This window comes from Shewanella sp. 0m-6, from assembly GCF_052977325.1.
Genome location: NZ_JBRIMD010000016.1, coordinates 1 through 22,679, shown reverse-complemented (window position 1 = coordinate 22,679; position 22,679 = coordinate 1). Strand labels below are relative to the sequence as shown.

Genomic DNA, 22,679 nt, shown 5'->3' with positions numbered 1-22,679 from the left:
TGTTATTATGTACAGCACTATTTATTAGCTCAGTGCATTCATGTTATCCGCAGACGTTAAAACTCAAATTCGTACTATATATAAGGGCATTTCTGCATCCTTGCCTAACTTTCGTCCTCGTCGGGAGCAAAACTATATTGTTGCGGAAATATCAAAAACGCTTGCTGGAGAATATGACAAGAACCGCCGTATTATCGTGGTAGAAGCTGGCACGGGTATTGGTAAATCACTGGCTTATATTCTGGGCTCAATTCCACTGGCATTGGCCAGTAAGAAAAAGGTCTGTATTGCAACGGCGACAGTCGCACTGCAAGAGCAGCTGCTGCATAAAGACCTGCCTTTTTTTCTGCAACAATCAGGGCTCGACTTTACTTTTGGTTTAGTCAAAGGCCGTCAACGCTATGTATGTTTATCTAAGTTAGAAATGTTAGTTGGCCCAGATAACAGCACCCAAATGGCAATGTGGCAAACCAAGCCAGACCAAAGCCAAGTCGACATGTTAGAAGGTTTATTAAAAGACTATCAAGCAGGCACTTGGAATGGTGAACGCGATACGTTAACTAAGCCACTACCAGATCACCTATGGCAACAGATAGCATGCGATAAACATAGCTGTCATCGCCAACTTGCTAACCATAGAAACTGTCCTTTTCATAAGGCACGTGAAGATATCGATACGTGGGATGTGCTGATTGCTAACCATAGCTTGCTATTTGCTGATCTAGAGCTCGGTGGTGGCGTAATTTTGCCTGATCCCGAAGATCTATATTACATCATCGATGAAGCGCACCACCTACCTATTGTCGCCAGAGACTTTAGTAGCGCACAGTCGACCGTGCGCGGCGCAACTGACTGGCTTGATAAACTGAGCAAGACCACCAGCAAACTGCAAAACCAGATTAAAAGCAACTATATTATCGCGCCCGCGCAGTCGATGCTCGACCATATCGGTGATATTGCGGGTCTACTTAATCAAGTGGCGCAGTTTTGTGACGCGCAATCAGCAAAATTTGATAACCCAGAAAATCGCTTCCGGTTCGAACACGGTAAATTGCCTTCTGCATTATCGGTTCAAGCTGAAAATCTAGCAACGGCATCCAATTTGGCACTAAAGCAATTTAATAAAATGCTTAGCCTGCTAAACGAAGCAATAAAAGATGGCGAGATCCCCAAGCATCAATCAGAAGCATTACTATCTGAAACAGGCTTTATGCTGCAACGGCTTGAGAGTTCACAAAAGCTGTGGAAGATGATGGCCAAAGAAGACAGCCCGAAAGGTGCACCTATGGCACGTTGGATTGAGCAACTAACGGGTAAGCAAGCCGATTACCTCTTTAGCGCCTCGCCAATAGAGGTCGGATTTATGCTAGAAAACCTGTTATGGAATAAGGCCGCTGGTGTCGTACTTTGTAGTGCCACATTGCGCGCGTTAAACAACTTCAATCACTTTACTCATCAAGTCGGGCTATCGATTAATGACGGCAGTCGCTATTTAGCTTTAGACTCGCCTTTTGATTTTGAGCAAAACGCGACCCTATTTTTACCTAGAATGGACTGCGATCCAACGGATGACAAGTATACCGATGAGTTAGCCAAGCATATCATCGCATTGGTCGAAGACGAGATGGCAAGCTTAGTCTTGTTCGCCTCTTATTGGCAGATGGAAAAAGTCGCCGACTTAGTCGAAAGTAAAATTAAAACAGGACTACTGATCCAAGGAACCCTGCCAAGACAAGAAATTCTGAAGCAGCATAAGGCCCGATGTGATGAAGGCAAACCAAGCATTATATTTGGCACAGGCAGCTTTTCTGAGGGTCTCGATCTGCCAGGCGACTATTTAACTAACCTTATTATTACCAAGCTTCCTTTTGCCGTGCCGACCTCTCCCGTAGAGCAAGCACACTCAGAATACATCAAGATTAAGGGTGGTAACCCATTTCTGCAGCTTACGATCCCAGATGCTTCACGCAAACTGGTGCAAAGCTGTGGTAGATTGTTACGTAAAGAACAGGATTATGGCCGGATTTCAATCTTAGACAGACGTTTAGTGACTAAACGCTACGGAAAATCTCTGCTCGACGCCCTGCCACCTTTTCGCCGTGTAATTGAATAGGACAACCATTGGATTTATTTCTCGACCCAAGTAGTTGGGCCATACTCGCATTAGTCGGTTTTATTGCCGGGTTTATCGACGCTGTTTCAGGCGGCGGCGGACTGTTGTCGATCCCGGCATTGCTAACCATGGGCGTGTCACCCCATATGGCACTAGGTACCAATAAGCTAGCCGCGAGTTTTGGCTCCTCAATGGCAGCTTACACCTACTATAAGCAACGCCTATTTTCACCATCATTGTGGTATCACACTTTTATTGCCACCTTTATAGGCGCAGTAATCGGTACCTTTATCGTCTATTTAATAGATAATCAATGGCTTGAAAAATGGCTGCCTATCATGATTATCGCTATCGCGCTTTATACCCTATTTCAGCCTAATGCCATGGGCGATAACAACCACAAGATCCCGACTAAAGCTAAGAGTAAACTAAAACAATGGCTACAAGGCTTGCCATTAGGCTTTTACGATGGTTTTGCAGGTCCTGGTATTGGCGCTTTTTGGACAGTATCAAGCACTGGTCTGCACAAATTGCCTCTACTCTATAGCTGTGGACTCGCCAGAGCCATGACCTTTACCAGTAACCTCACCTCACTGATTATTTTTATTATGTTAGGCAAGGTTCACTTGGTCATAGGTTTATCTATGGGGCTGTGTATGATGGTAGGCTCATATATCGGCGCGCACTCAGCCATTAAATTTGGCCTGCCGTTTATCCGCCCTGTTTTTATCACCGTTATACTCTTAATAGCGGCGCAGTTAGTTTGGAGTGCTTGGTTATGACCACAGATGAGCTCATCAAAAAACTCAAGTTACAGCTAAAACAGTTGGAGCAAGAGGTATTACAGCATGATTCTCGCCTGCCACCAGGGCAGCGTAAAATGATGCAAGATATTGAACGTTTTAATAACGAACTATTTATTCAAGCGGGTGGCCAACTCCAGCCCTGTATCGATCAACTTTCAAAAAGCATTGCCCAACTTGAACAGCTATTAAAAGCGAAGCGCTCGCCTCAAACGATTGTCTCTAGCTGCGAGAAAATTCAAGATAGATTTAGTGCACTCAGACGTGCGCTATTAACAACCGGTATTAATGTTAAGTCAATTGAACAGCAAAAACGCAGCCGAAGAGCTTATGCCATTAAGCGAGGAATTCAGTCCCACAATCAAAGTGGCTTTAGCTGGATAGCCTCAAATGTGATGCAAAATAGCCATCAACTCTATGAAGAACTTAACAAACATTTGAACTGGGCTAAGATTATTGAACAAAAAATTGAAAATTTGCAATCTTCACTTGAAAACTGTCATAGTGCTGACAAAATCAAGCTGCAGAATGAGATCCTTTCGCTGCACAGTCGGCTAGGAAAATGTCGACAAGCTACGAGTTATATCGAAGATCGCATCCAATTATTCGAGCGACCTTTTAAGAGTCAAAATCGTTAAGGAACAAAAATGAAACCACGTCTAACCATTACCGCACTTCTTGCTCTCTGTGGTTCTTCAGCAGCTTTTGCCGCTGACTTCAACATCCCAATGGCTTTTGAATACATCGCAGTTGATGGACAAGAGATAAAGAGTAGCCTATTTAATCATAAGTCAGAGATTGAACTTGATAAAGGCACTCACAAAATCGCTATTCGCTATAACGACTTAGTTGAAGATGATTTTAGCGACAGTGAATCTAATATTAAATCAAATGCATTTATCGTCACGATTGATGTGGATGGTGATTACAGCTACCAATTAAAACCAGCCGATGGTGAGTTTGTTAAAAACCCAAAAAGCTTTGCGAAAGCGCCACAAGTCATTATTACTCGTGAAGACAAAGGCAATGTGAGTTACAAAGTCACTCAAACCGACATCACCGAAGAATCATTCGTGTCCCGATTTTTTAGTGGTAACGACGCCACAGACATAGACGCTGAAGCGGCGATAGTAACGAGTGCCGCGGTAGCCGTCGCATCAACACCTAGCGCCCCAGTTAGCAAACCATCTCCAGCTGCCACGGCAACAATGCCAGCAGTTGTAGGCGCTGCACCAGCGACTTCAGCAGAAGACGCCGCCAAAGCAGAGCAAATGCTACAATACTGGTGGCTACATGCTGATGAACAAACACGTAAAGAGTTCATGAGCTGGGCCATTAAACAGCTTTAACCTTGGTTTTGATCCTACATTGAGTATGATCCCATTGGTATATCACGCCAGCTACTCTAAGCTGGCGTTGCCATCACAGCATCAATTTCCTATTACCAAATACGGCGCTTTATACGAGTACCTACTCAATCAGGGAATTGCAGCACCAGCGCAATTTAACTCACCAACAAAAGCCGATTTCAAATATCTCACGCAATTACACCATCAAAGCTATGTTAAAGACTTTATTTCAGGTGAACTAGACAGCAAACTGATGCGTCGCATCGGCTTTCCGTGGAGCAATTCTTTAGTTGAACGCACCCTCTACTCCGTTGCAGGAACCGCACTTACTTGTAAGCTCGCAATAGAGCACGGCTGCGCAATACATCTAAGTGGAGGTTACCATCATGCCCACCAGCAATTTGGTAGTGGATACTGTATTTTTAATGATCTGACTTTAGCTGCTAATGCTAGCTTACAGCTGGACAATATTGAGACCGTGCTTATTTTTGACTGTGATGTGCACCAGGGTGATGGCACAGCCACTATGGCTCAATCATCAAGCCAGATAATCACTTGCTCTATTCACTGCCAAGAGAATTTTCCAGCACGCAAACAATCGTCCGACTATGACGTAGAGCTCCCCCGCGGCGCGCAAGATAAGCAATACCTAGAAACCGTCAACCAAACACTTGCTTACCTTATACGGCTACATAAACCCGATCTCATTATTTACGACGCTGGCGTTGATATACATAGTGATGACAATCTCGGCCATTTAAATATCAGCATCGATGGCATTTACGCGCGAGACAAAGAAGTTATTGCTCAAGCTAAAACAGCACAAATTCCCATTGCTTGTGTCATCGGTGGCGGCTACAGTAAAGAACCACAACAGCTTAACCTTCGTCATAGTCAGCTATTTATTGCCGCTAATACAATGTGGTAATGTCAGGGTTATCAAGATTCAAATCTGTTTAACACAAGGGGTGTTATATGCAATTAGAAATAAGAAACTACTATGAAGTCTTATTGCTCGAACTATTGTCAGATGAAGGTCTATTGGATGAACTCCCCGAAGATTATCTCGCCGATCTCTGCTGTATTACACTCAATCAACTTCCAGTACGTTATATCAGACACTTAGTCGATACCTACTTTTTTGAAGATTACAACGAACTACAACAGATGAAGGCTGAAATACAGCAAGCGCTAGAAAAGTCGCGGGTGTTTTTAAAAGAGTCTAATAAGCAGTAGTCGCTTCGCAGAGTTTAAGTCACGACTATTCGCACGTATCAAAATATCACAAAATTATCTGAGGTCTTTTAATAATAAGGCCTCAGCGAGTTTCCCCCCAGCCCCCTCAAATACAACACAAAGACAAACCTTTAGCTTTAGCCCTATTCCTTTAACCTGTGAACATAAACACTAAAGCAACCAAAGCCAAGCCCTAAGAATCATTAGGCTCATCAAACCACCGTTAGATGACACCATCGTAAGTGACCAGCCAGTATCAACAAATTACCCATTGGCTTTAGTAAGCCTCATTATCGTTCATGACGTTTTATAAAAGGCAGGCTATTACAGCTCAATAAGGAGCAGCTAGATATTGAACGAGCAAGACTCTGCAGCATGGATGCTGTTGTTAAGCCCTCAGGGATGAGTTCATGGCGTCTTGTGGAGTCAATATCCAGCAGCTAGAACATTCAGAGCCTAATCCAGATACAGGGTCAGGACAAGCTAATCCGATTTTTTACATGAGGTGGTACACACGAATTGTACAAGTAGGGAGTCTAATATAAAAAAGGCGCAATAGAACTGATAACGTTAGTTGGATTAGCACTAAAAAAAGTATGAAAACAAATAGTTATTTCTTAGGTGTTACAAAAAGCGGGGAGTTTTGGAGGCTCCCCTAGAGCCGCACTCCGGCACATGAGTCACTTGCTGCGGTTGCTCCCTTCCAGGCCTGGCCGAGTTCACAAGTTATCATTGCGGAGGGACCCTAGGGTCACCATCGATTTCTTTAAGAGCGTTACTCCAAAGAACGGCTGCATTATCTATCATGCATCACCAGCAATCAAGTGATTATCACCCAAGTTTACCCAATTTGGGTTTAATCGACGATTCTATAAACAAAAGCCCTTAAATAAGGGCTTTTTCACACTATAAACTAGAGCTTATCGCGTAAGGGGTTGGTTATCAGTTTAACTGTAGGTAGCTATAAACTAAGTTTGCTGCGGTTTTTCTCGATTAGCTTTTCACCAATCCCTTTCACTTCGGTGAGTTGTTCAATTGAATTAAAATTTCCATGCTGTTGACGATACTCAACAATTGCAGCGGCTTTAGCCTCACCGATACCACTTAATGCGGATAGCTGAGCAATTGTTGCGCTATTAATTTTAATCAACTCGGATTTAGCTTTAGATTGTTTTGCTTGCTGTGACGTGGGTGCTTCTGCAACTTTCGTTGCCGATACTGCAGGAAATATTAATAAACTCGATAGGCATAAAATAGACAAAATGACTTTATACATAGAAAACTCCTTTTATTTATCCATAAATGTGTGGCCGCAATCCTTTTTCCATCGCCACAACTAAAAGATAGATCACTGTCGCGAATTTAGCCAGTCAGCGCGCACCATCACACCAACGCCAACACGAAAGAGATCACGATCACACTAAAGGTATAATGGCTAACTTTCAGTAACTTGTATTGCACATACAAAAAATGCCTGTTTGATGAATAAATGTCGAATTAACAGAACAACTTTAAGTGACAGTAATCTCAAATGCACTATTTTCGGGAGAGCTCGCACGCTTTTTATATGCCAAATCTGTAAGTTTTTAACGCCATGCCAGATTTTGAACTTAGCTAAAGCTGAACTAGAGTGAGTCAACCTAAAATAATAATGGACATGACAATGTCATTTGAATCAACAAAAGTACCCGATAATACCGATGGCATGATGTCAAAACAGCAGAAAAAGTTAATCATTTTGGCTGCTGATATCATACTGTTATTTTTGATGTATAACTTCCTTCCCTTCGAACAAGGCGTTAATACGGGTTTAGCCTTACTGGTATTTACAGCAATTCTGTGGTTAACAGAAGCCATTCATATCAGTGTCACAGCAATTCTAATTCCAATTTTGGCCGTTCTATTTGGTGTGTTCGAAACACAATCGGCAATGAGTCACTTTGCGAACCCTATCATTTATCTATTCTTTGGTGGTTTTGTGCTAGCTGCTGCGTTAAACCACCAAGGTATTGATAGGTTGATTGCCCAGAAAGTGCTTGGCGCTTCGAAAGGTCGCCTTTCAGTAGCCTGTGTGATGCTATTTGGGATCACCGCGGGTCTATCTATGTGGATCAGTAATACCGCCACAACCGCAATGATGTTACCTCTTGCTCTTGGTATTTTGCATCAAATCGATATCGCTAAGCATAAAAGCACCTACCTGTTTGTGTTGCTAGGTATCGCCTACTCGGCCAACATCGGCGGGATAGGTACCTTAGTGGGCAGCCCGCCTAATGCGATTGCGGCTGCTCAAGTAGGACTATCTTTTGCCGATTGGCTTGAGTTTGGTCTTATTACTGTCGCAATTATGCTGCCAATGATGCTGATTGCACTTTATTTGTACTTAAAGCCCGATCTTTCGATGATCTGTGAAGTGAAAGCCGAGCAGCAGTCATTGAACTTCCAAGGTAAATTAACCCTACTTATTTTCATTTCAACAGTGTGCTGCTGGATTTTCAGTAAACCTCTTTCACAAGCCTTAGGCGGCATCGCTAAATTCGATACAATTGTAGCCCTGAGTGCGGTCGTACTATTGGCAGGTCTTGGGTTAGTCCAATGGAAAAAAATTGAAACCACAACAGATTGGGGCGTACTTATCCTATTCGGTGGCGGCTTAACCTTAAGTGCTGTACTTAAAGCAACGGGCACAAGTGTATTTCTAGCCCATTGGATCACCGATATTTTTGGTAATACCCACATGGCGCTATTTACATTTGCAGTAATAGCCTTTGTGGTCATGTTAACTGAATTTGCCAGTAATACGGCCAGTGCAGCATTATTGGTTCCGGTGTTTGCTGCCATAGCCGAAGCTTTAGGCCTGTCACCTGTTATGCTGTCAGTATTAATTGGTATCGCTGCATCTTGTGCCTTTATGCTACCTGTTGCCACACCACCAAACGCTATCGTTTATGGCTCCGGTTATATTAAGCAGTCTGAAATGATGAAGGCTGGTGTGATTATCAACTTTATCAGTATGGTAGTGCTTTATATCATCGCGCATACTTTCTGGGATATTTAACCCAACACAAAAGAGCCCAACCTTAGGTCGGGCTCTTATTATTCATTGTAAAAATCAGCAAGTATTAACCTCACACGAATTGGTTATTACCCCAGCTTATCTAAGCCCGCCTCAAGTGCCTGAATAATATCTTCTACCGATTCTAGTCCCACCGAGATCCGCAGCAAATTATCCGTGATCCCCGCTCGACTTCGCTCTTCATCTGTATAAGGAGAATGTGTCATTGAAGCTGGGTGCTGGATAAGCGATTCAGCATCGCCAAGACTGACCGCAATAGAAAATAACGGCAACTGATTAATAAAGCTTATCGATTCCTCAAGGCTGGCATCAAGCTCAAACGCTATTACGCCGCCCGCTCTTCGCATCTGCGTGCCAAGCAATTTATGACCAGGATGGCTTTTAAGTGCTGGGTAGTACACCTTAGATATTTTCGGGTGGTACTCAAGGTAACTAGCGATTTTTTCAGCATTATCACAATGCCTTTCAAGGCGAACATCTAAGGTTTTTAATCCTCGCAGGATGAGCCATGCATCATGGGGAGAAAGCACTGCGCCAACATCTTTGATCATTTCATATTTAATCACCTCCATCTGCTGATGACTCGCGCAGATCAGCCCGGCAATAACATCACCATGACCATTGAGGTATTTAGTGGCGCTGTGAATAACAATATCGATCCCATGCTTGATGGGTTGCTGCAATAAAGGCGTCATAAAGGTGTTGTCCACCACACTCACCAAATTGTGCTGCTTAGCGATACCAGCTATCAAATCCAGGTTATACACATCTAAATGTGGATTTACCGGTGTCTCGCAAAAAATTACTTTGGTATTAGGCTTTACTGCGGCCTTAATTTCCGCTTCGTCATTGAAATTAACTAATGATACTTCAATGCCGAACCTCACTAACAGCGAAGTCATTAACGAAAAAGTACATCCATAAACTGCATTAGATGCGACTAAATGATCACCATGACTTAAGTTTGCCAATAATGCTGCCGATACCGCCGCCATGCCAGAAGCCGTCGCAGCCGCCGCTTCGCTGCCTTCTAGTGCAGCAATTTTGCGCTCAAGCTCTGCTGTCGTCGGGTTTCCTAAACGCGTGTAAATATAACCTTGTTCAGCTCCCGAAAATCTCGCTCCGCCCTGCTCTGCGCTATCAAACACAAAAGTAGCACTTTGGCATAATGGCGTCACCAGCGCACCGACGGGGTTACTCTCACGTCCAGCATGGATTACTTTTGTGGCGAGTTTCCATCTATCTTGCATATTGCTCTCCCAACTAATTTACACTGACTTTTTAATCGTTGTGAATGTCAGTTAACTCTCTTCAAGCTCAAATGAATTTACCAACCCATTAAATCTAAAAATCAAACAACAGGGCTAACTCTTATGCGCTCAACATGAACTACTCAGGCTAAAGATCATACTATTTGGGAGGAATTTGACTTAAGCAGCATGTAAATTGAATGTTACAGCCAACGGAAAATGTGAGGAGGCAAGTGGGATTATCAACGATGTTTTAGTGAGTGGCTAACTTATAAGTGTTTGCTAAATAGCACTTATAAGTTAGCGCGAAGCCTCAGTCGCGAGCATCATCAAATCGTTTAACATAACAAACTAGTCTTTATGGACCGTTGTCTTCTCTGCTTTAACGCTTTTAGACAATACGCTCGCCGATAGCTCTTTTAGACTGAGTAGCAGTTCTTTATGGATCCCTGAAAGCTTAGGCTTAGATTGCGCAGTAAACTCAAGCGGACGACATAATGCCATTGCTTGGTAACCGAGCCTTGCCGTTAGAAGTCCGCCACCTAGCCCTTGAGCGAGTCTGGCAGATAATTTACCTGACATCTCTACCGACAACAATTGAGTGCCTAAGTCGGTAATAATCTCGCTCGAGCCGGCGTAGATAATATTGCCTATAATGCTGCGGATCAGTTTTATGCGACTCCAATAACCCAGCTCAACGCCATAACAAGCTGCAAGCTTATTAATCATGCTCTGGTTACGCCAAAGAATAATCGCCATATCTAACATCGCTAAAGGACTCGCAGCCAGTAATAAAGCCGATTCTTGAGCAAAACGTCGCACAATTTTTTTAGCGGCTAAATCACGCTCACTCAATACCAGTGAATCGAACAATATGAGTTTTTCAGCGTCGTTATGTTCCGCTGTAACACTTTGCTGATATCGACTAACCTGCACGGTTTTAGGGAGTTTCTCAATGATCTCATCAATAAATGGATCGGCCTCTCCCATCTGCATGCTGTGCACTAAACGGTTACCAACACTTTGACTGTCTTCGATAGCCTTTAAGGCTTTTAGCTTTCGCCATTCAACAAAGGTCATCTTACCAGCCCATAATGTCACAAGAACGGTGACACTGGCATAAAGGCCAAATAACCAACTACTCTGTAAAAAAGCCGCTTGTAGGCTAAGAACGGCTTCTACAACCACGACCACAGCGATACCGACTAGGCACAACCTCCCCAACCAACTGCGTTTACGCGTTAAGTGCGGATCTTTTGTCGTTTCTTGCGCTAACGGATCAAACGCCGCTAAACGCTCGTCAACTAGGGTTTCAAGCTCTGACTCTGAGAAGCTAGCGGTTTCGATAAACTCGAGCTGTGGATCAAAGCTAGTCGCTGCAGCTAGCTTTATATCTGTCTCATTGCTATCAGAGTCACTATTGTCGAATCGTTGTTGTTTTTTAATGGAATTATCACCTTGTGACATACACACTCACTCGTCTACGTTTACCTAAAGACTGATCTAGTATTATTTCAACTTGTCACCGAGCAAATACTGTAAAACATGATCTAAACGTATGTGCTCAAAATCGGCGTTACTGCGCTGCGGATGTTGATTCACTGCTGGCGCAAAATTGACAAACTCAAAGCCCTGATTATCCCAAAAATCAGCAGAGGGTAAAGACTTAGGCACCTCTCCTGGAAACAGGGTCACAGGCTCTTGCTCGCTAAGCTCGGTGCCACGTACCACTTCTATTTCGCGTCCATCTTGTTTGACCATGCCATGGCTAGTTGATTTAATCGCACTGATCGCCATGGTTTCAACCTCACAACCCTCAAACTTAGCGTGTTGCTGACTTTGATGAACTAATTGAGTCAATAAAGATAAAACATTGCCTTGCTGATCACGAGTAACATGGTCAACTTTACTGGCTGCAAACAACAGCTTATCTATTTTTGGCGAGAAAAGTCTTTTGAGTAAGCTCGACTGGCCAAATTGAAAGCTTTCCATCACCGCATGGATTGCTGATTTCATGTCATCAAATTGAGCACGGCCACGGTTTAGTGGGGTAAAGCAATCGACAAGTAATAGCTGCCTATCAAATTTGGCAAAGTAATCATGATAAAAAGGTTTAACGACCCGACTGACATACTCTTTATAGCGCTGCTTTAGCGTGTGATAAAAGCTGTTAGAGGCCGATTGCTCAAGTGTTTGAAAGCCTAACTCATCAATATCAAGCAGCGGAAACAATGCCAAAACAGGCGTGCCATCTAACTCACCCGGTAACAATAATCGCCCCGGCTGAGCATAATAAAATCCATGATTCGTCACGCAGTCTTGCAGTAGCTTTTGGTAACTGTCTGCAATTTGCTGCAGCTTAAGTTCATCAGCTTCGCTGGCCAAATCAATGCTATTAAGTAATTGAGTAAATTCAGCATAATAAGTCGAACACTGAAAAACGGCCTTTCTTTCTACTTGCGTATTTGACCACTGCTGAAATGACAGTTTTAGCATGGGCAGATCGAGTAGCCATTCACCCGGATAGTCGACAATATCTAAATATAAGGTGGCACTATCGGTAAGCTTTGACAGTAAACCTTTAGCTGGACGATATTTTATGGCGAGTCTGAGCTCGCTGATACTACGGGTAGATATTGGCCAGACCCGAGGTTCAGTCGTTAACGACTTCATCGCCCCGTCATAATTAAAACTTGGAATAGTTAAATCAGGTTGCATATCGCGTTTTACGCCATACAAGCGACCATCACGCGCGACTTGCCATAAGGGTAAGTGTGAGCTTGTTTCTGCAATACCGGAATGCAGCAGTTGATTAACAAGGCCAGTAATAAACGCTGTTTTACCCGCCCCAGCCAAGCCTGTAACCGCTAGGCGTAGATTTCTATCGGTTGTTCTAAGCGCAACGGCTTGGGTATTCTTAGTGAGCTTTTTGAGAGAGCGTTTAAGACTTGCCATAAAATGAAGTAAAACTCGTTTTGAGAAAGTTCTAGGGCAGTATAGCCTGCCCCGTCATTGAACTATAGATAATTGCTTATAGATCATTGGCTACAGATGATTCATCTATAAATTATTGATTTGATCTTTAAGATCGTAATTGTCAGAAGTGACGTGACGTTCTAGATTTTGTAGCCTCACTTCTAAAGTTCTAAACTGGCTATTCACATCCTTTAGGGCCATTTTAGCTGGCTCTCCTGATTGCCAAAACTTTTTCTTCAATTCAATCTCTTTGCTTGCAAACTCGTTCTTTCCTGTGCCAGGTTTAATATCCAAGATCATCCAAAGCAACACGTAGATGATCAGCACAATCCCTGAGCCACCCAACAAGAAGATTGAAGCGGCAAGTACTCTAACTAACCAAGTTTCAAAATTGAAGTAATCAGCAATACCGGCACACACACCCGCTATTTTACCTGACTGAGGAATCCGATATAACGTTCGTTTACCATCGTTCATCCTGACTTCCTCCTTGTTATTTAATTAAATAGTGGCGCAGTTCTACAGTAATGAGTCGAGGTTGTTTAATCATTTCGACTCCTCCACTGTGGTGCCTCACTGTCTAAGATTGCTTCTAACGTTTCAATGCGGTGTGACATTTTGTCAGCTTTGGCAATCAGCTCATTAAGCTGGTTAAACTCTTCTTCAGTAAGGCCTTGGCTAACCTGTCTCTTACTGCGGTAATGCAGTATTAACCATATTGGAGCCACGACTACCATAAAAATAATAATCGGGGCCATTAAAATATCCGGGTCCATAACTCACCTCCTTTTAGGTTATTACTTAGTTTTAGTTTTACTGCCCTTCATTTTCGCTTTAAGCGCTTCAAGCTCGGCGTTAACTGAATCTTCAGCTTCTAGCGCAGCGAATTCATCGTTCAGCGTGCGCTTATTACCCAAATCGTATGAATCAACTTGAGATTCTAAATTTTCTACACGACGCTCATATTGATCAAACTTACTCATGGCATTATCAATTTTACTTGAATCAAGCTGCTTCTTTACTTCTAAGCGTGATGAAGCTGTCTGCTTGCGCATGATGATAGTCTTTTGACGTGCTTTAGCATCGGCTAGCTTATCTTGTAGCAAGTTAACTTCTTCTTTAAGACGCAAGATATGCTCTTCAACAACCACTAATTCAGCAGCAAGTGTTTGCGCTAGGTCATTCGCTTTTTGTTTTTCAACTAAAGCCGCTTTCGCAAGATCTTCACGGTCTTTCGATAAAGCAAGTTCAGCCTTATTTTCCCAATCTTGTACCTGCTCTTGTACTTTAGCGATGCGGCGAATGATCTCTTTTTTCTCAGCCAATACTTTGGCAGAGGTAGAGCGCACTTCAACTAACGTGTCTTCCATCTCCTGAATGATAAGACGAACCATTTTCTCTGGATCTTCAGCCTTATCAAGTAATGAACTGATATTCGAGTTTATGATGTCTGCAAAGCGTGAAAAGATTCCCATAATAATTTCCTCTAATTAACGTTGGATTCGATAAATATAATCCACATTCCGTGCCAACTTTCTATTTACCCAACAATACAACGACTTAAACAATTATTTAACTTTTACTTTCATTTATAAACTGACCGTCATATTATTATTTTCACCACTTATTAGCGTGAAAGACTAAAAATTACTGTGAGAAAGCAATTTCAGCAAGATAACCTGATTGGACAATCCAATGCTTTACTGGAAGTCCTTGAACATATTTCACAAGTAGCGCCTTTATCTAAGCCGGTACTCATTATTGGTGAACGCGGTACAGGTAAAGAGCTTATCGCTGAGCGTTTGCACTATTTATCAAAACGCTGGGATCAAAGCTTTATCAAGCTCAACTGCTCATCGTTAAGTGAAAACTTACTCGAAAGTGAGTTGTTTGGCCATGACTCCGGTGCATTTACCGGAGCGAATAAAAAACATGAAGGCCGTTTTGAACGCGCCGATGGCGGCACCTTGTTTTTAGATGAGCTTGCCAATACTTCAGGGCTAATTCAAGAAAAGTTATTACGCGTAATTGAATACGGCGAATTTGAACGCGTCGGTGGAAGCAAAACGGTACAAACCGATGTGCGCCTTATTTGTGCCGCCAACGAAGATCTTCCCTCTCTTGCTGAAGCGGGTGAATTTAGACCAGATCTACTCGACAGACTCGCTTTTGATGTGATCACTTTGCCCCCCTTAAGACACAGAACAGAAGATATTATGCCACTTGCAGAGTATTTTGCGGTCGGTATGGCAAGACAGTTAAAGCTTGAGCTATTTGAAGGCTTTAGCCCAAATGCAACTAAGCAGCTTATGGAGTATCAGTGGCCTGGTAATATTCGCGAGCTTAAAAACGTTGTTGAACGTAGCGTTTATCGCAATGCCGATACCAACATCGCCATTGATCAGATCATTATTGACCCCTTTGCTTCCCCCTATCGACCAACAAAGCGCGTTAAAACAAAAGAGCGTCAGCAAAGTGTGTCTCCTGAAAACGTTAATTTCACTAACAATGGCACAGAAGTAAGTGCTAACCCAATAACAAAGGTCGACAATACGGTTAACTTCCCTATCGACTTCAAAACACACTGTGAGCAAAACGAAGTAGCTATTCTTAAACTCGCGTTAGAAGCGGGCCAATTTAACCAAAAGAAGACCGCTGAATTGCTCGACCTTAGTTACCATCAACTTCGCGGGATCTTAAAGAAATACAACTTGCTGGATAAATAATTGCTGTTAGCTAGCGGGCACTGTTAAAATGGCTGACAATGTTCAGCTAAAAAATGATTGCTTAATGAAACAGCTGCTAAAGAGAATAAAGTTGATCACCGGGATCGTTGCGATTAACTTGTTACTCATCGCCTGTGGGCCACAGCAAGTTCCCGCGGGTTTAGTCTACTGCTCGGAAGGCAACCCTGAGACGTTTAATCCTCAGTTAGTGACCTCAGGAACGACAATTGACGCCACTTCACAACAAATTTACGACAGTTTAGTCGATTATGACCCGATTTCGGGTGAAATAGTGCCTTCTCTTGCGACCTCATGGGACACCTCTGAAGATGGGCTAAGCTATCGCTTTAAGTTACGATCAGGTGTCAAATTTCATCATACCCCTTGGTTTACACCGACTCGCGAATTAAACGCCGATGATGTGCTGTTTTCTTTTAATCGCATCATAGATAGCAGCAACCCTTACCATCAAGTATCAAAAAGTGGTTACCCTTTCTTTCAAAGTATCGGTTTTAATCAAACTGTCGCCAATATAGAAAAAGTGGCTGATGACGAAGTGATTTTTCACCTGAATCAAAGTGATGCATCATTTCTTGCCAATTTAGCAACCGGTTTCTCTGTTATTTTGTCTAAAGAGTACGCCGATAACCTCATCAACCAAGGAACCCCTGAGCTGCTGGACAGAAACCCTGTCGGTACGGGTCCGTTTAAGTTGGTCAAATATGTCAAAAATGAGCTTATCCGTTACCACCGAAATGATGATTTTTGGCGCACTTTACCTGAATTGGAACAGCTTGTTTTTAATATTACCCCACAAAGTAGTGCCAGATTAACCAAGCTCATCACGGGTGATTGTAGTGTATCTGCGCTCCCTAAAGCTGGCGAGCTACCTGTGATTAAGCGCCACCCTAGCCTTGAGCTTGATACCCAACTTGGTTTCAATGTCGCATTTTGGGCTTTCAACACCCAAAAGAAACCTTTTGATGATGTTCGTGTTCGTCAGGCATTGGCCTACGCCGTCGATAAAAACAACATCTTAAGGGTGGTTTACCAAGAAACAGCGATAAAAGCGACGGGAATGCTGCCCCCCCAGTCTTGGGCCTACCATTACAATAAGAGCCGCTATCAATATAATCCTGAAAAGGCACGCGCCTTGTTAAAGGATGCTGGAATAACCAACCTAAGCATTGATATCTGGGCGATGCCCGTTGCACGTATTTATAACCCTAATGCGCTTAAAACAGCCGAACTAATCCAGGCCGACTTGGCCAATATCGGTGTTAAGGTCAATATTGTCACTTACGATTGGAGTGTATTTAATCAAAAACTTAATCGTAACGACTATGACTCAGTGTTAATTGGTTGGAATGCTGATAATAGCGATCCTGATAATTTCTTTTCACCTATTATGAGTTGTGACTCTCTCGACTCGTCGAGTAACCGTGCCCAATGGTGTAATTTAGAAATGGATAGCATCTTAGCAAAGGCCAAAGCCACGACATCAGAACCCGAACGAAAAATACTTTATCAGCAAGCTGAAGCGTTATTTATCGAACATGTGCCTATGATGACATTTGCCCACGCTACCCAGTTGACCTTTAAAAACAGAAACGTCAAACAAACACAGCTTACTCCTTTTGGCGGGATTTCATTTGAACGAGCCAAAAATATAGCGCCTGAGGGAGACTTATAATGGGTCGATATCTTTTACGCAGATTAAACCTATTTTTTGCCACAACGCTTGTATTAGTTGGCGTGTTGTTTGTGACGACTGAACATTTCCCCGTTAATAAGGCATTTGCTTTAAGCGGAATAGCGGCCCCGAGCGCAGAGCAATTACAGCAAATAGAAGAGACTTATCAGTTAAACGGCAATCAACTAGAGCAGTTTATTGCCTATGCAAAGACGCGTTTGAGTGGCGATTTAGGCTTATCTATCACCTCTCAACGTCCAGTTATTGAAGAATTAACCCAGGCATTGCCTGCTTCATTTGAGCTAGCAACGGTTGCAGGGCTAATTGCAGTACTACTGGGCGTTCCATTAGGGATATTCGCCTCATTAAGTAAGAATAAAATCACCCAACACAGTATTATGGCGATCACCTTAACCGGTTATTCAATTCCGGTATTTTGGTTAGGCCTCACCTTATCACTCTGGTTTGGTGTCGAACTTGGTTGGCTGCCAGTATCAGGGCGGATTAACCTATTATATGAAATCGAGCCAAAGACCGGATTTATGCTAATCGATACCCTCTTCTCTGACTCGGTATACCGTTTCTCCGCATTTAAAGATGCCCTGTTTCATATTATATTACCCTCGATAACCCTAGCCGTATTGCCTTTTACAGTGGTGGTACGAATTACCCGCGCCGCCATGTTAAACATTATGGACCAACCTTACATTAAGGCAGCTGAAGCTCGCGGATTACATACTGGAACCATTGTGCTACGCCATGCGCTGCCAAATGCGCTTATTCCCGTGCTAAAAAACTTGGGGTTAATGCTGGGGACTTTTGCAAGTTACGCCATGATTGTTGAAGTTATCTTCTCCTGGCCCGGAGTCGGCAACTGGTTAGTATCGGGTATTTATCAGCGTGATTACACAGTGATCCAAGGTGGCGTGTTAGGCGTTGCACTTATCATCATTTTTTTAAGCATCTTAATTGAAGTACTTCATAACGCTTATAATCCGCTAAGCAGGAAAGAACTTTATGCCGCGAATTAGAATTTATCAAGAAGACCATATCCCTTCGCCAATGCAAAAGGTGTGGCAGGCATTTGCTGATAACCCGTTCGCATTAATAGGGCTTTGGGCTGTATGTTGTTTACTTATAGTGGCAATTTTTGGCCCATGGATAGCGCCATTTTCACCAGAGCAACAGGATCCATTGGCACTGCTTTTACCGCCGTCTTGGGATGCGAGTGGCACGGTTGAGCACTTTCTCGGGACCGATGATTTAGGCCGAGATATCTTTAGTCGCTTGCTTCACGGTGCGCACCTTACGTTTGGCATGGCGCTGGCTATTGTACTGGCGTCCTTGTTAGTCGGTTTCATCATTGGCTCAATTTCTGGCATGATGAAGGGGCTAAAATCATCAATTTTAAGCCACCTTCTCGACGCGCTGTTATCCATTCCATCTTTATTAATGGCAATATTGGTTGTAGCGGTTATGGGGCCAGGATTAGATAACGTATTTTGGGCTGTGGGTATAGCCCTAACGCCACAGTTTGTAAGGGCAATTCACCAAGCTGTGCACGAAGAACTGCAAAAAGATTACGTGACAGCGGCCAAGTTAGACGGCGCTAACTCAGTACAGGTTTTTTGGTATGTCATTATGCCAAACGTATGGGAAACCGTGATCATCCAAACGACGCTGGCCATTTCAGCTGCGATTTTGGATATTGCAGCACTGGGATTCTTAAACCTTGGAGCGCAAGCCCCAAGCCCTGAATGGGGCGCTATGGTGTCTCAAGGATTAGATAACTTATTGACCGCACCTTGGACTGTAACCATCCCAGGTGTTGCTATTTTATGTAGCGTGCTTGCTATTAACTTAGTCGGTGATGGTTTGAGATCGGCGTTATCGCCCATCAGAAATTAATACTATGCCTTTACTTGATATACGTAACCTCACCATTGAACTTGATACGCCTCAAGGGCGAGTCAAGGCTCTGGAGCGCGTTAGCTTAACCATAAACCCCGGCGAATTACACGGCCTTGTGGGTGAGTCAGGCTCAGGTCGTACTCTACTCGCTCGCGCGATTTTAGGGGTGCCTGGCCATAACTGGACCATTACTGCTGATCGTATGATGTGGGATGGCCAAAACCTAATGGACATGTCTACCAAGCAGCGCCGCAATTTAATGGGCAGTGAAATCGCAGTCATATTCCAAGATCCTACAGGTAGCCTAGATCCAGCGATTACAGTGGGTAGTCAGCTCGTTGAAGCCATGCCTCAAGATAAACAAGTTTCATTTTGGAAACGCAATAAAGCGCGTAAAGCAACGGCGCAAAAATGGTTGCATAAGGTTGGTATTAAAAACACTGAAGAGGTCATGAGCAGTTATGCTTGGGAGCTCTCTGCAGGTGAGTGTCAGAAAGTGATGATAGCAATGGCCATTGCCAATCAGCCACGCCTATTGATTGCAGATGAGCCCACAGACTCGATGGAGATCAGCACTCAAGCGCAGATATTTAGACTTTTAAGTAAACTTAATCAACTACACAATGTATCCATTTTACTTATCAGCCATGAATTAGAAACCTTATCGGGCTGGTGCGATCAGCTGACCGTACTCTATTGCGGTCAAGTGATGGAATCGGGCCCGACATCCGAACTCCTCGAGCAACCATTTCATCCTTATACTAAAGCGTTACTCGATAATATGCCCGACTACTCCGGAGTATTGGCCCATAAATCCGTGATGAAAACCTTACCTGGATCGTCGCCAGCATTGCAACATCTGCCTATAGGTTGCCGACTTGGACCGCGCTGCCCGCAGGCGCAGAAACGTTGTGTTAGTAAACCTAGTTTGTGCCATAAAAAAGGCCGCTATTTTGCTTGTCATTTCCCCTACCACAGTGAGCCATGCAATGACGACACCACTTCTTAAAGTTAATGATCTCAGTAAAAGTTATTATGCTGGCTACAAACGTTTTAAGCGTCAATACAACAAGGCGCTTTCACCGGTATCATTTGAGTTAAACCAGGGTGAAACATTAGCCATTGTTGGTGAAGCGGGTTCGGGCAAGAGTACAATAGCTCGAATTTTGGTCGGTGCGGAAATTAGAAGTGGCGGAGAGATTTTCTTCGAAGGGGAACCATTAGATAAACACGATCTAAAACAGCGTTGTCGCCTGATCCGCATGATTTTTCAGGATCCCAATACCTCACTTAACCCAAGGCTGACCATTGGCGAATTGTTGGATGAACCCCTGAAATTTAATACTAAACTGGATAGTCGTGAACGCAAGGCCCAGGTGATTGATAAGCTTAGAAAGGTTGGCCTATTACCGGAGCATATTGAATTTTATCCACATATGATCTCTGAAGGACAAAAACAGCGCGTTGCCGTAGCGAGAGCGTTAATGCTTGACCCAAAAATTATCATTGCTGACGAAGCCTTAACCGCCCTCGATCTATCAGTAAGATCACAGATCTTAAACCTATTGCTCGAACTGCAACAAGATATGGGGCTGTCTTATATATTCGTGTCCCATAATATGAATATTATCCGCCATGTCAGCGATAAAATAATGGTACTTAAAAAAGGGGTGATGGTTGAGAAAGCAACTACAGAACAATTGTTTAATGCACCTCAACATGAATACACCCAAAGGCTGATCCAAGAGCAAAGTTTGTTTACCCGAAAAAAATAACAAGGGTTTGTTTCGCTTTGACTGGGCATAAACTCGTAGGATTAGGCCTCTAAGGCCTCTTTTCCAGTCTGTAAACTGCTCCAACCACTGATAAAAAAGCCGATTTTCAACAAAAACGAGTGCCATTTGATGTCGGTTTAATTATCCTAGAGACAATTTTTTAAGAGAATCAAAAAATATGATCATCAAACCTAGAATCCGTGGTTTTATTTGTACTACGACCCATCCTGTTGGCTGTGAAGCTAATGTTCTTGAGCAAATCAACTTTACCAAAGCTAAAGGCAAAATTGCTAACGGCCCTAAAAAAGTATTAGTCGTTGGCTCATCGAGTGGATACGGTCTGTCTTCACGCATCACAGCCGCTTTTGGTAGCGATGCCGCCACGTTAGGTGTGTTTTTTGAAAAGCCAAGTACTGAAACTAAACCTGGCACAGCGGGCTGGTATAACTCAGCGGCATTTGACAAGTTTGCTAAGGCAGAAGGCCTTTACTCTAAAAGCATCAACTGCGACGCTTTTAGCCACGAAGCAAAGCAAAAAGCGATTGAAATTATCAAGCAAGACCTAGGTCAGGTTGATATGGTCGTTTACTCACTCGCGTCTCCTGTTCGAAAAATGCCTGACAGTGGTGAGCTAATTCGCTCATCTTTAAAGCCAATCGGTGAAACTTATACTGCAACCGCTGTTGATACCAACAAAGACATTATCATCGAAGCAACGGTAGAGCCTGCATCTGAGCAAGAAATTGCCGATACTGTCACAGTAATGGGCGGCGAAGACTGGGAACTATGGATGCAAGCCTTATCTGAAGCTGGCGTGTTAAGCGATAACTGCAAAACCGTTGCTTACAGCTACATCGGCACCGAGCTGACATGGCCTATCTACTGGCATGGTGCACTGGGTAAAGCTAAGATGGACCTCGATAGAGCCGCTCACGCGTTAGATACTAAGCTTTCTGCTACTGGCGGTAGCGCTAACGTTGCAGTACTTAAGAGTGTTGTGACTCAAGCAAGTTCTGCCATCCCTGTTATGCCTCTATATATTGCGATGGTATTTAAGAAAATGCGCGCAGAAGGCTTACACGAAGGCTGTATCGAGCAAATTAACCGTATGTTCAGCGAACGCCTATACAAGGCTGATGGCACTGCGGCTGATGTCGACGATTCAAACCGTCTTCGTTTAGATGACTGGGAGCTTCGTGAAGAGATCCAACAACATTGCCGTGACATGTGGCCACTAGTGACCACTGAAAACTTAAGCGAGCTGACCGATTACCGTGAATACAAAGAAGAGTTCTTAAAACTGTTCGGTTTCGGTATCGAAGGCATCGATTACGAAGCTGACGTCAACCCAAATGTTGAGTTTGATGTGGTTTCAATTTAACGAGCAACCGCTAGGTTTGGTTCGATAATAAAACGCCGCAATAGTACATTGCGGCGTTTGTTATTGCGCCTTCGCAAGCTCCTTCACCCTACCGCTTGCCTAACTGACTTTGTCGTCAGGCCTATCTCTGAGTACCGTTGAAATTAAATATTGCTTCATCCAAAAAACAACGAGGGCAGTAGAAAAAGCAGTAAGCTTTTAATCTTTATCTTCGTGAAAGCTAACCGCTTCGTGGTAAAAATTTCTGAATTAAAAATCAATGCGATACACCACGAAGGACATAGAGCGCTGCGCTACACGAAGAAATGCATCAGCAAGATTAACTATAAGATAATAGCTTTGCTTTTTTGCTCTCCTTCGTGATCTCCGTGAAAGCGGAGCGCTTCGTGG

Annotated in this window: 21 protein-coding genes and 1 other RNA gene; 14 read left to right on the top strand and 8 right to left on the bottom strand. The window is 43.4% G+C overall.

The window, feature by feature from the left end:
- Positions 1-40: 40 nt before the first annotated feature.
- From dinG to ACVBJC_RS13135, 6 genes are read left to right on the top strand one after another with little or no spacing between them, the layout of a single operon-like run.
- The gene (gene dinG, locus ACVBJC_RS13160) at positions 41-2,113 is read left to right on the top strand and encodes an ATP-dependent DNA helicase DinG (protein WP_447161224.1); all 2,073 of its coding nucleotides are present in this window, start codon (positions 41-43) and stop codon (positions 2,111-2,113) included.
- A gap of 8 nt (positions 2,114-2,121) precedes the next feature.
- Entirely contained in the window at positions 2,122-2,895 is a 774-nt protein-coding gene (locus ACVBJC_RS13155; protein ID WP_447161223.1) for a sulfite exporter TauE/SafE family protein, read from the top strand.
- On the top strand, positions 2,892-3,554 hold the full coding sequence (locus tag ACVBJC_RS13150; RefSeq protein WP_447161222.1) for a primosomal replication protein: 663 nt from the start codon (positions 2,892-2,894) through the stop codon (positions 3,552-3,554). The genes ACVBJC_RS13155 and ACVBJC_RS13150 overlap by 4 nt, the downstream gene beginning before the upstream one ends.
- Before the next feature lie 9 nt (positions 3,555-3,563).
- Positions 3,564-4,265 carry a DUF2057 domain-containing protein gene (locus tag ACVBJC_RS13145; protein ID WP_447161221.1) on the top strand — a complete coding sequence of 234 codons (702 nt, stop codon included), beginning with the start codon at positions 3,564-3,566 and terminating at the stop codon, positions 4,263-4,265.
- Positions 4,266-4,290: 25 nt separating this feature from the next.
- Positions 4,291-5,193 (top strand): histone deacetylase family protein, encoded by a 903-nt coding sequence (locus ACVBJC_RS13140; RefSeq protein ID WP_447161220.1) that lies wholly within the window; start codon positions 4,291-4,293, stop codon positions 5,191-5,193.
- 47 nt (positions 5,194-5,240) lie between these two features.
- Entirely contained in the window at positions 5,241-5,501 is a 261-nt protein-coding gene (locus ACVBJC_RS13135) for a late competence development ComFB family protein (protein ID WP_447161219.1), read from the top strand.
- A gap of 652 nt (positions 5,502-6,153) precedes the next feature.
- Here the strand turns inward: ACVBJC_RS13135 and ffs are convergent.
- Both ffs and ACVBJC_RS13125 read right to left on the bottom strand, forming a co-directional pair.
- Positions 6,154-6,250: signal recognition particle sRNA small type (gene ffs / locus ACVBJC_RS13130), an RNA gene on the bottom strand.
- A 212-nt stretch (positions 6,251-6,462) separates the two neighbouring features.
- Positions 6,463-6,777, bottom strand: coding sequence for a ComEA family DNA-binding protein (locus ACVBJC_RS13125; protein WP_447161218.1), 315 nt, complete (start codon positions 6,775-6,777; stop codon positions 6,463-6,465).
- Positions 6,778-7,164: 387 nt separating this feature from the next.
- Between ACVBJC_RS13125 and ACVBJC_RS13120 the strand changes: the two genes are divergently transcribed.
- Complete coding sequence (locus ACVBJC_RS13120) at positions 7,165-8,559, top strand: SLC13 family permease (RefSeq protein ID WP_447161217.1); 1,395 nt, start codon at positions 7,165-7,167, stop codon at positions 8,557-8,559.
- An 86-nt stretch (positions 8,560-8,645) separates the two neighbouring features.
- Here the strand turns inward: ACVBJC_RS13120 and ACVBJC_RS13115 are convergent, their stop codons facing one another.
- From ACVBJC_RS13115 to pspA, 6 genes are all read right to left on the bottom strand, one after another.
- A complete protein-coding gene (locus ACVBJC_RS13115) occupies positions 8,646-9,827 on the bottom strand; it encodes a trans-sulfuration enzyme family protein (RefSeq protein ID WP_447161216.1) in 1,182 nt (393 codons plus the stop codon).
- Between the two features lie 351 nt (positions 9,828-10,178).
- The gene (locus ACVBJC_RS13110) at positions 10,179-11,294 is read right to left on the bottom strand and encodes a TIGR01620 family protein (protein ID WP_447161215.1); all 1,116 of its coding nucleotides are present in this window, start codon (positions 11,292-11,294) and stop codon (positions 10,179-10,181) included.
- A gap of 42 nt (positions 11,295-11,336) precedes the next feature.
- Entirely contained in the window at positions 11,337-12,782 is a 1,446-nt protein-coding gene (locus ACVBJC_RS13105) for a YcjX family protein (protein WP_447161214.1), read from the bottom strand.
- Between the two features lie 105 nt (positions 12,783-12,887).
- Positions 12,888-13,280 carry an envelope stress response membrane protein PspC gene (pspC, locus tag ACVBJC_RS13100; RefSeq protein WP_447161213.1) on the bottom strand — a complete coding sequence of 131 codons (393 nt, stop codon included), beginning with the start codon at positions 13,278-13,280 and terminating at the stop codon, positions 12,888-12,890.
- Between the two features lie 65 nt (positions 13,281-13,345).
- Positions 13,346-13,579, bottom strand: a complete 234-nt coding sequence (gene pspB, locus ACVBJC_RS13095) for an envelope stress response membrane protein PspB (protein ID WP_447161212.1) — start codon at positions 13,577-13,579, stop codon at positions 13,346-13,348.
- Positions 13,580-13,600: 21 nt separating this feature from the next.
- A complete protein-coding gene (gene pspA / locus ACVBJC_RS13090; RefSeq protein WP_447161211.1) occupies positions 13,601-14,278 on the bottom strand; it encodes a phage shock protein PspA in 678 nt (225 codons plus the stop codon).
- Between the two features lie 177 nt (positions 14,279-14,455).
- On the opposite strand from pspA, the gene pspF reads away from it, so the two are divergent.
- From pspF to fabV, 7 genes are all read left to right on the top strand, one after another.
- Positions 14,456-15,529: a phage shock protein operon transcriptional activator gene (gene pspF / locus ACVBJC_RS13085; protein WP_447161210.1), complete on the top strand. Its 1,074-nt coding sequence runs from the start codon at positions 14,456-14,458 to the stop codon at positions 15,527-15,529.
- Between the two features lie 64 nt (positions 15,530-15,593).
- Entirely contained in the window at positions 15,594-17,222 is a 1,629-nt protein-coding gene (locus ACVBJC_RS13080) for an ABC transporter substrate-binding protein (RefSeq protein WP_447161209.1), read from the top strand.
- Entirely contained in the window at positions 17,222-18,253 is a 1,032-nt protein-coding gene (locus ACVBJC_RS13075) for an ABC transporter permease subunit (protein WP_447161208.1), read from the top strand. The genes ACVBJC_RS13080 and ACVBJC_RS13075 overlap by 1 nt, the downstream gene beginning before the upstream one ends.
- Positions 18,240-19,130 (top strand): ABC transporter permease subunit, encoded by an 891-nt coding sequence (locus ACVBJC_RS13070; RefSeq protein WP_447161207.1) that lies wholly within the window; start codon positions 18,240-18,242, stop codon positions 19,128-19,130. The genes ACVBJC_RS13075 and ACVBJC_RS13070 overlap by 14 nt, the downstream gene beginning before the upstream one ends.
- Positions 19,131-19,134: 4 nt before the next feature.
- Entirely contained in the window at positions 19,135-20,142 is a 1,008-nt protein-coding gene (locus tag ACVBJC_RS13065; protein WP_447161206.1) for a peptide ABC transporter ATP-binding protein, read from the top strand.
- Complete coding sequence (locus ACVBJC_RS13060; RefSeq protein WP_447161205.1) at positions 20,123-20,908, top strand: peptide ABC transporter ATP-binding protein; 786 nt, start codon at positions 20,123-20,125, stop codon at positions 20,906-20,908. Before ACVBJC_RS13065 ends, ACVBJC_RS13060 begins: the two co-directional genes overlap by 20 nt.
- 178 nt (positions 20,909-21,086) lie before the next feature.
- Positions 21,087-22,289 (top strand): enoyl-ACP reductase FabV, encoded by a 1,203-nt coding sequence (fabV, locus tag ACVBJC_RS13055; protein ID WP_447161204.1) that lies wholly within the window; start codon positions 21,087-21,089, stop codon positions 22,287-22,289.
- Positions 22,290-22,679: the final 390 nt, after the last annotated feature.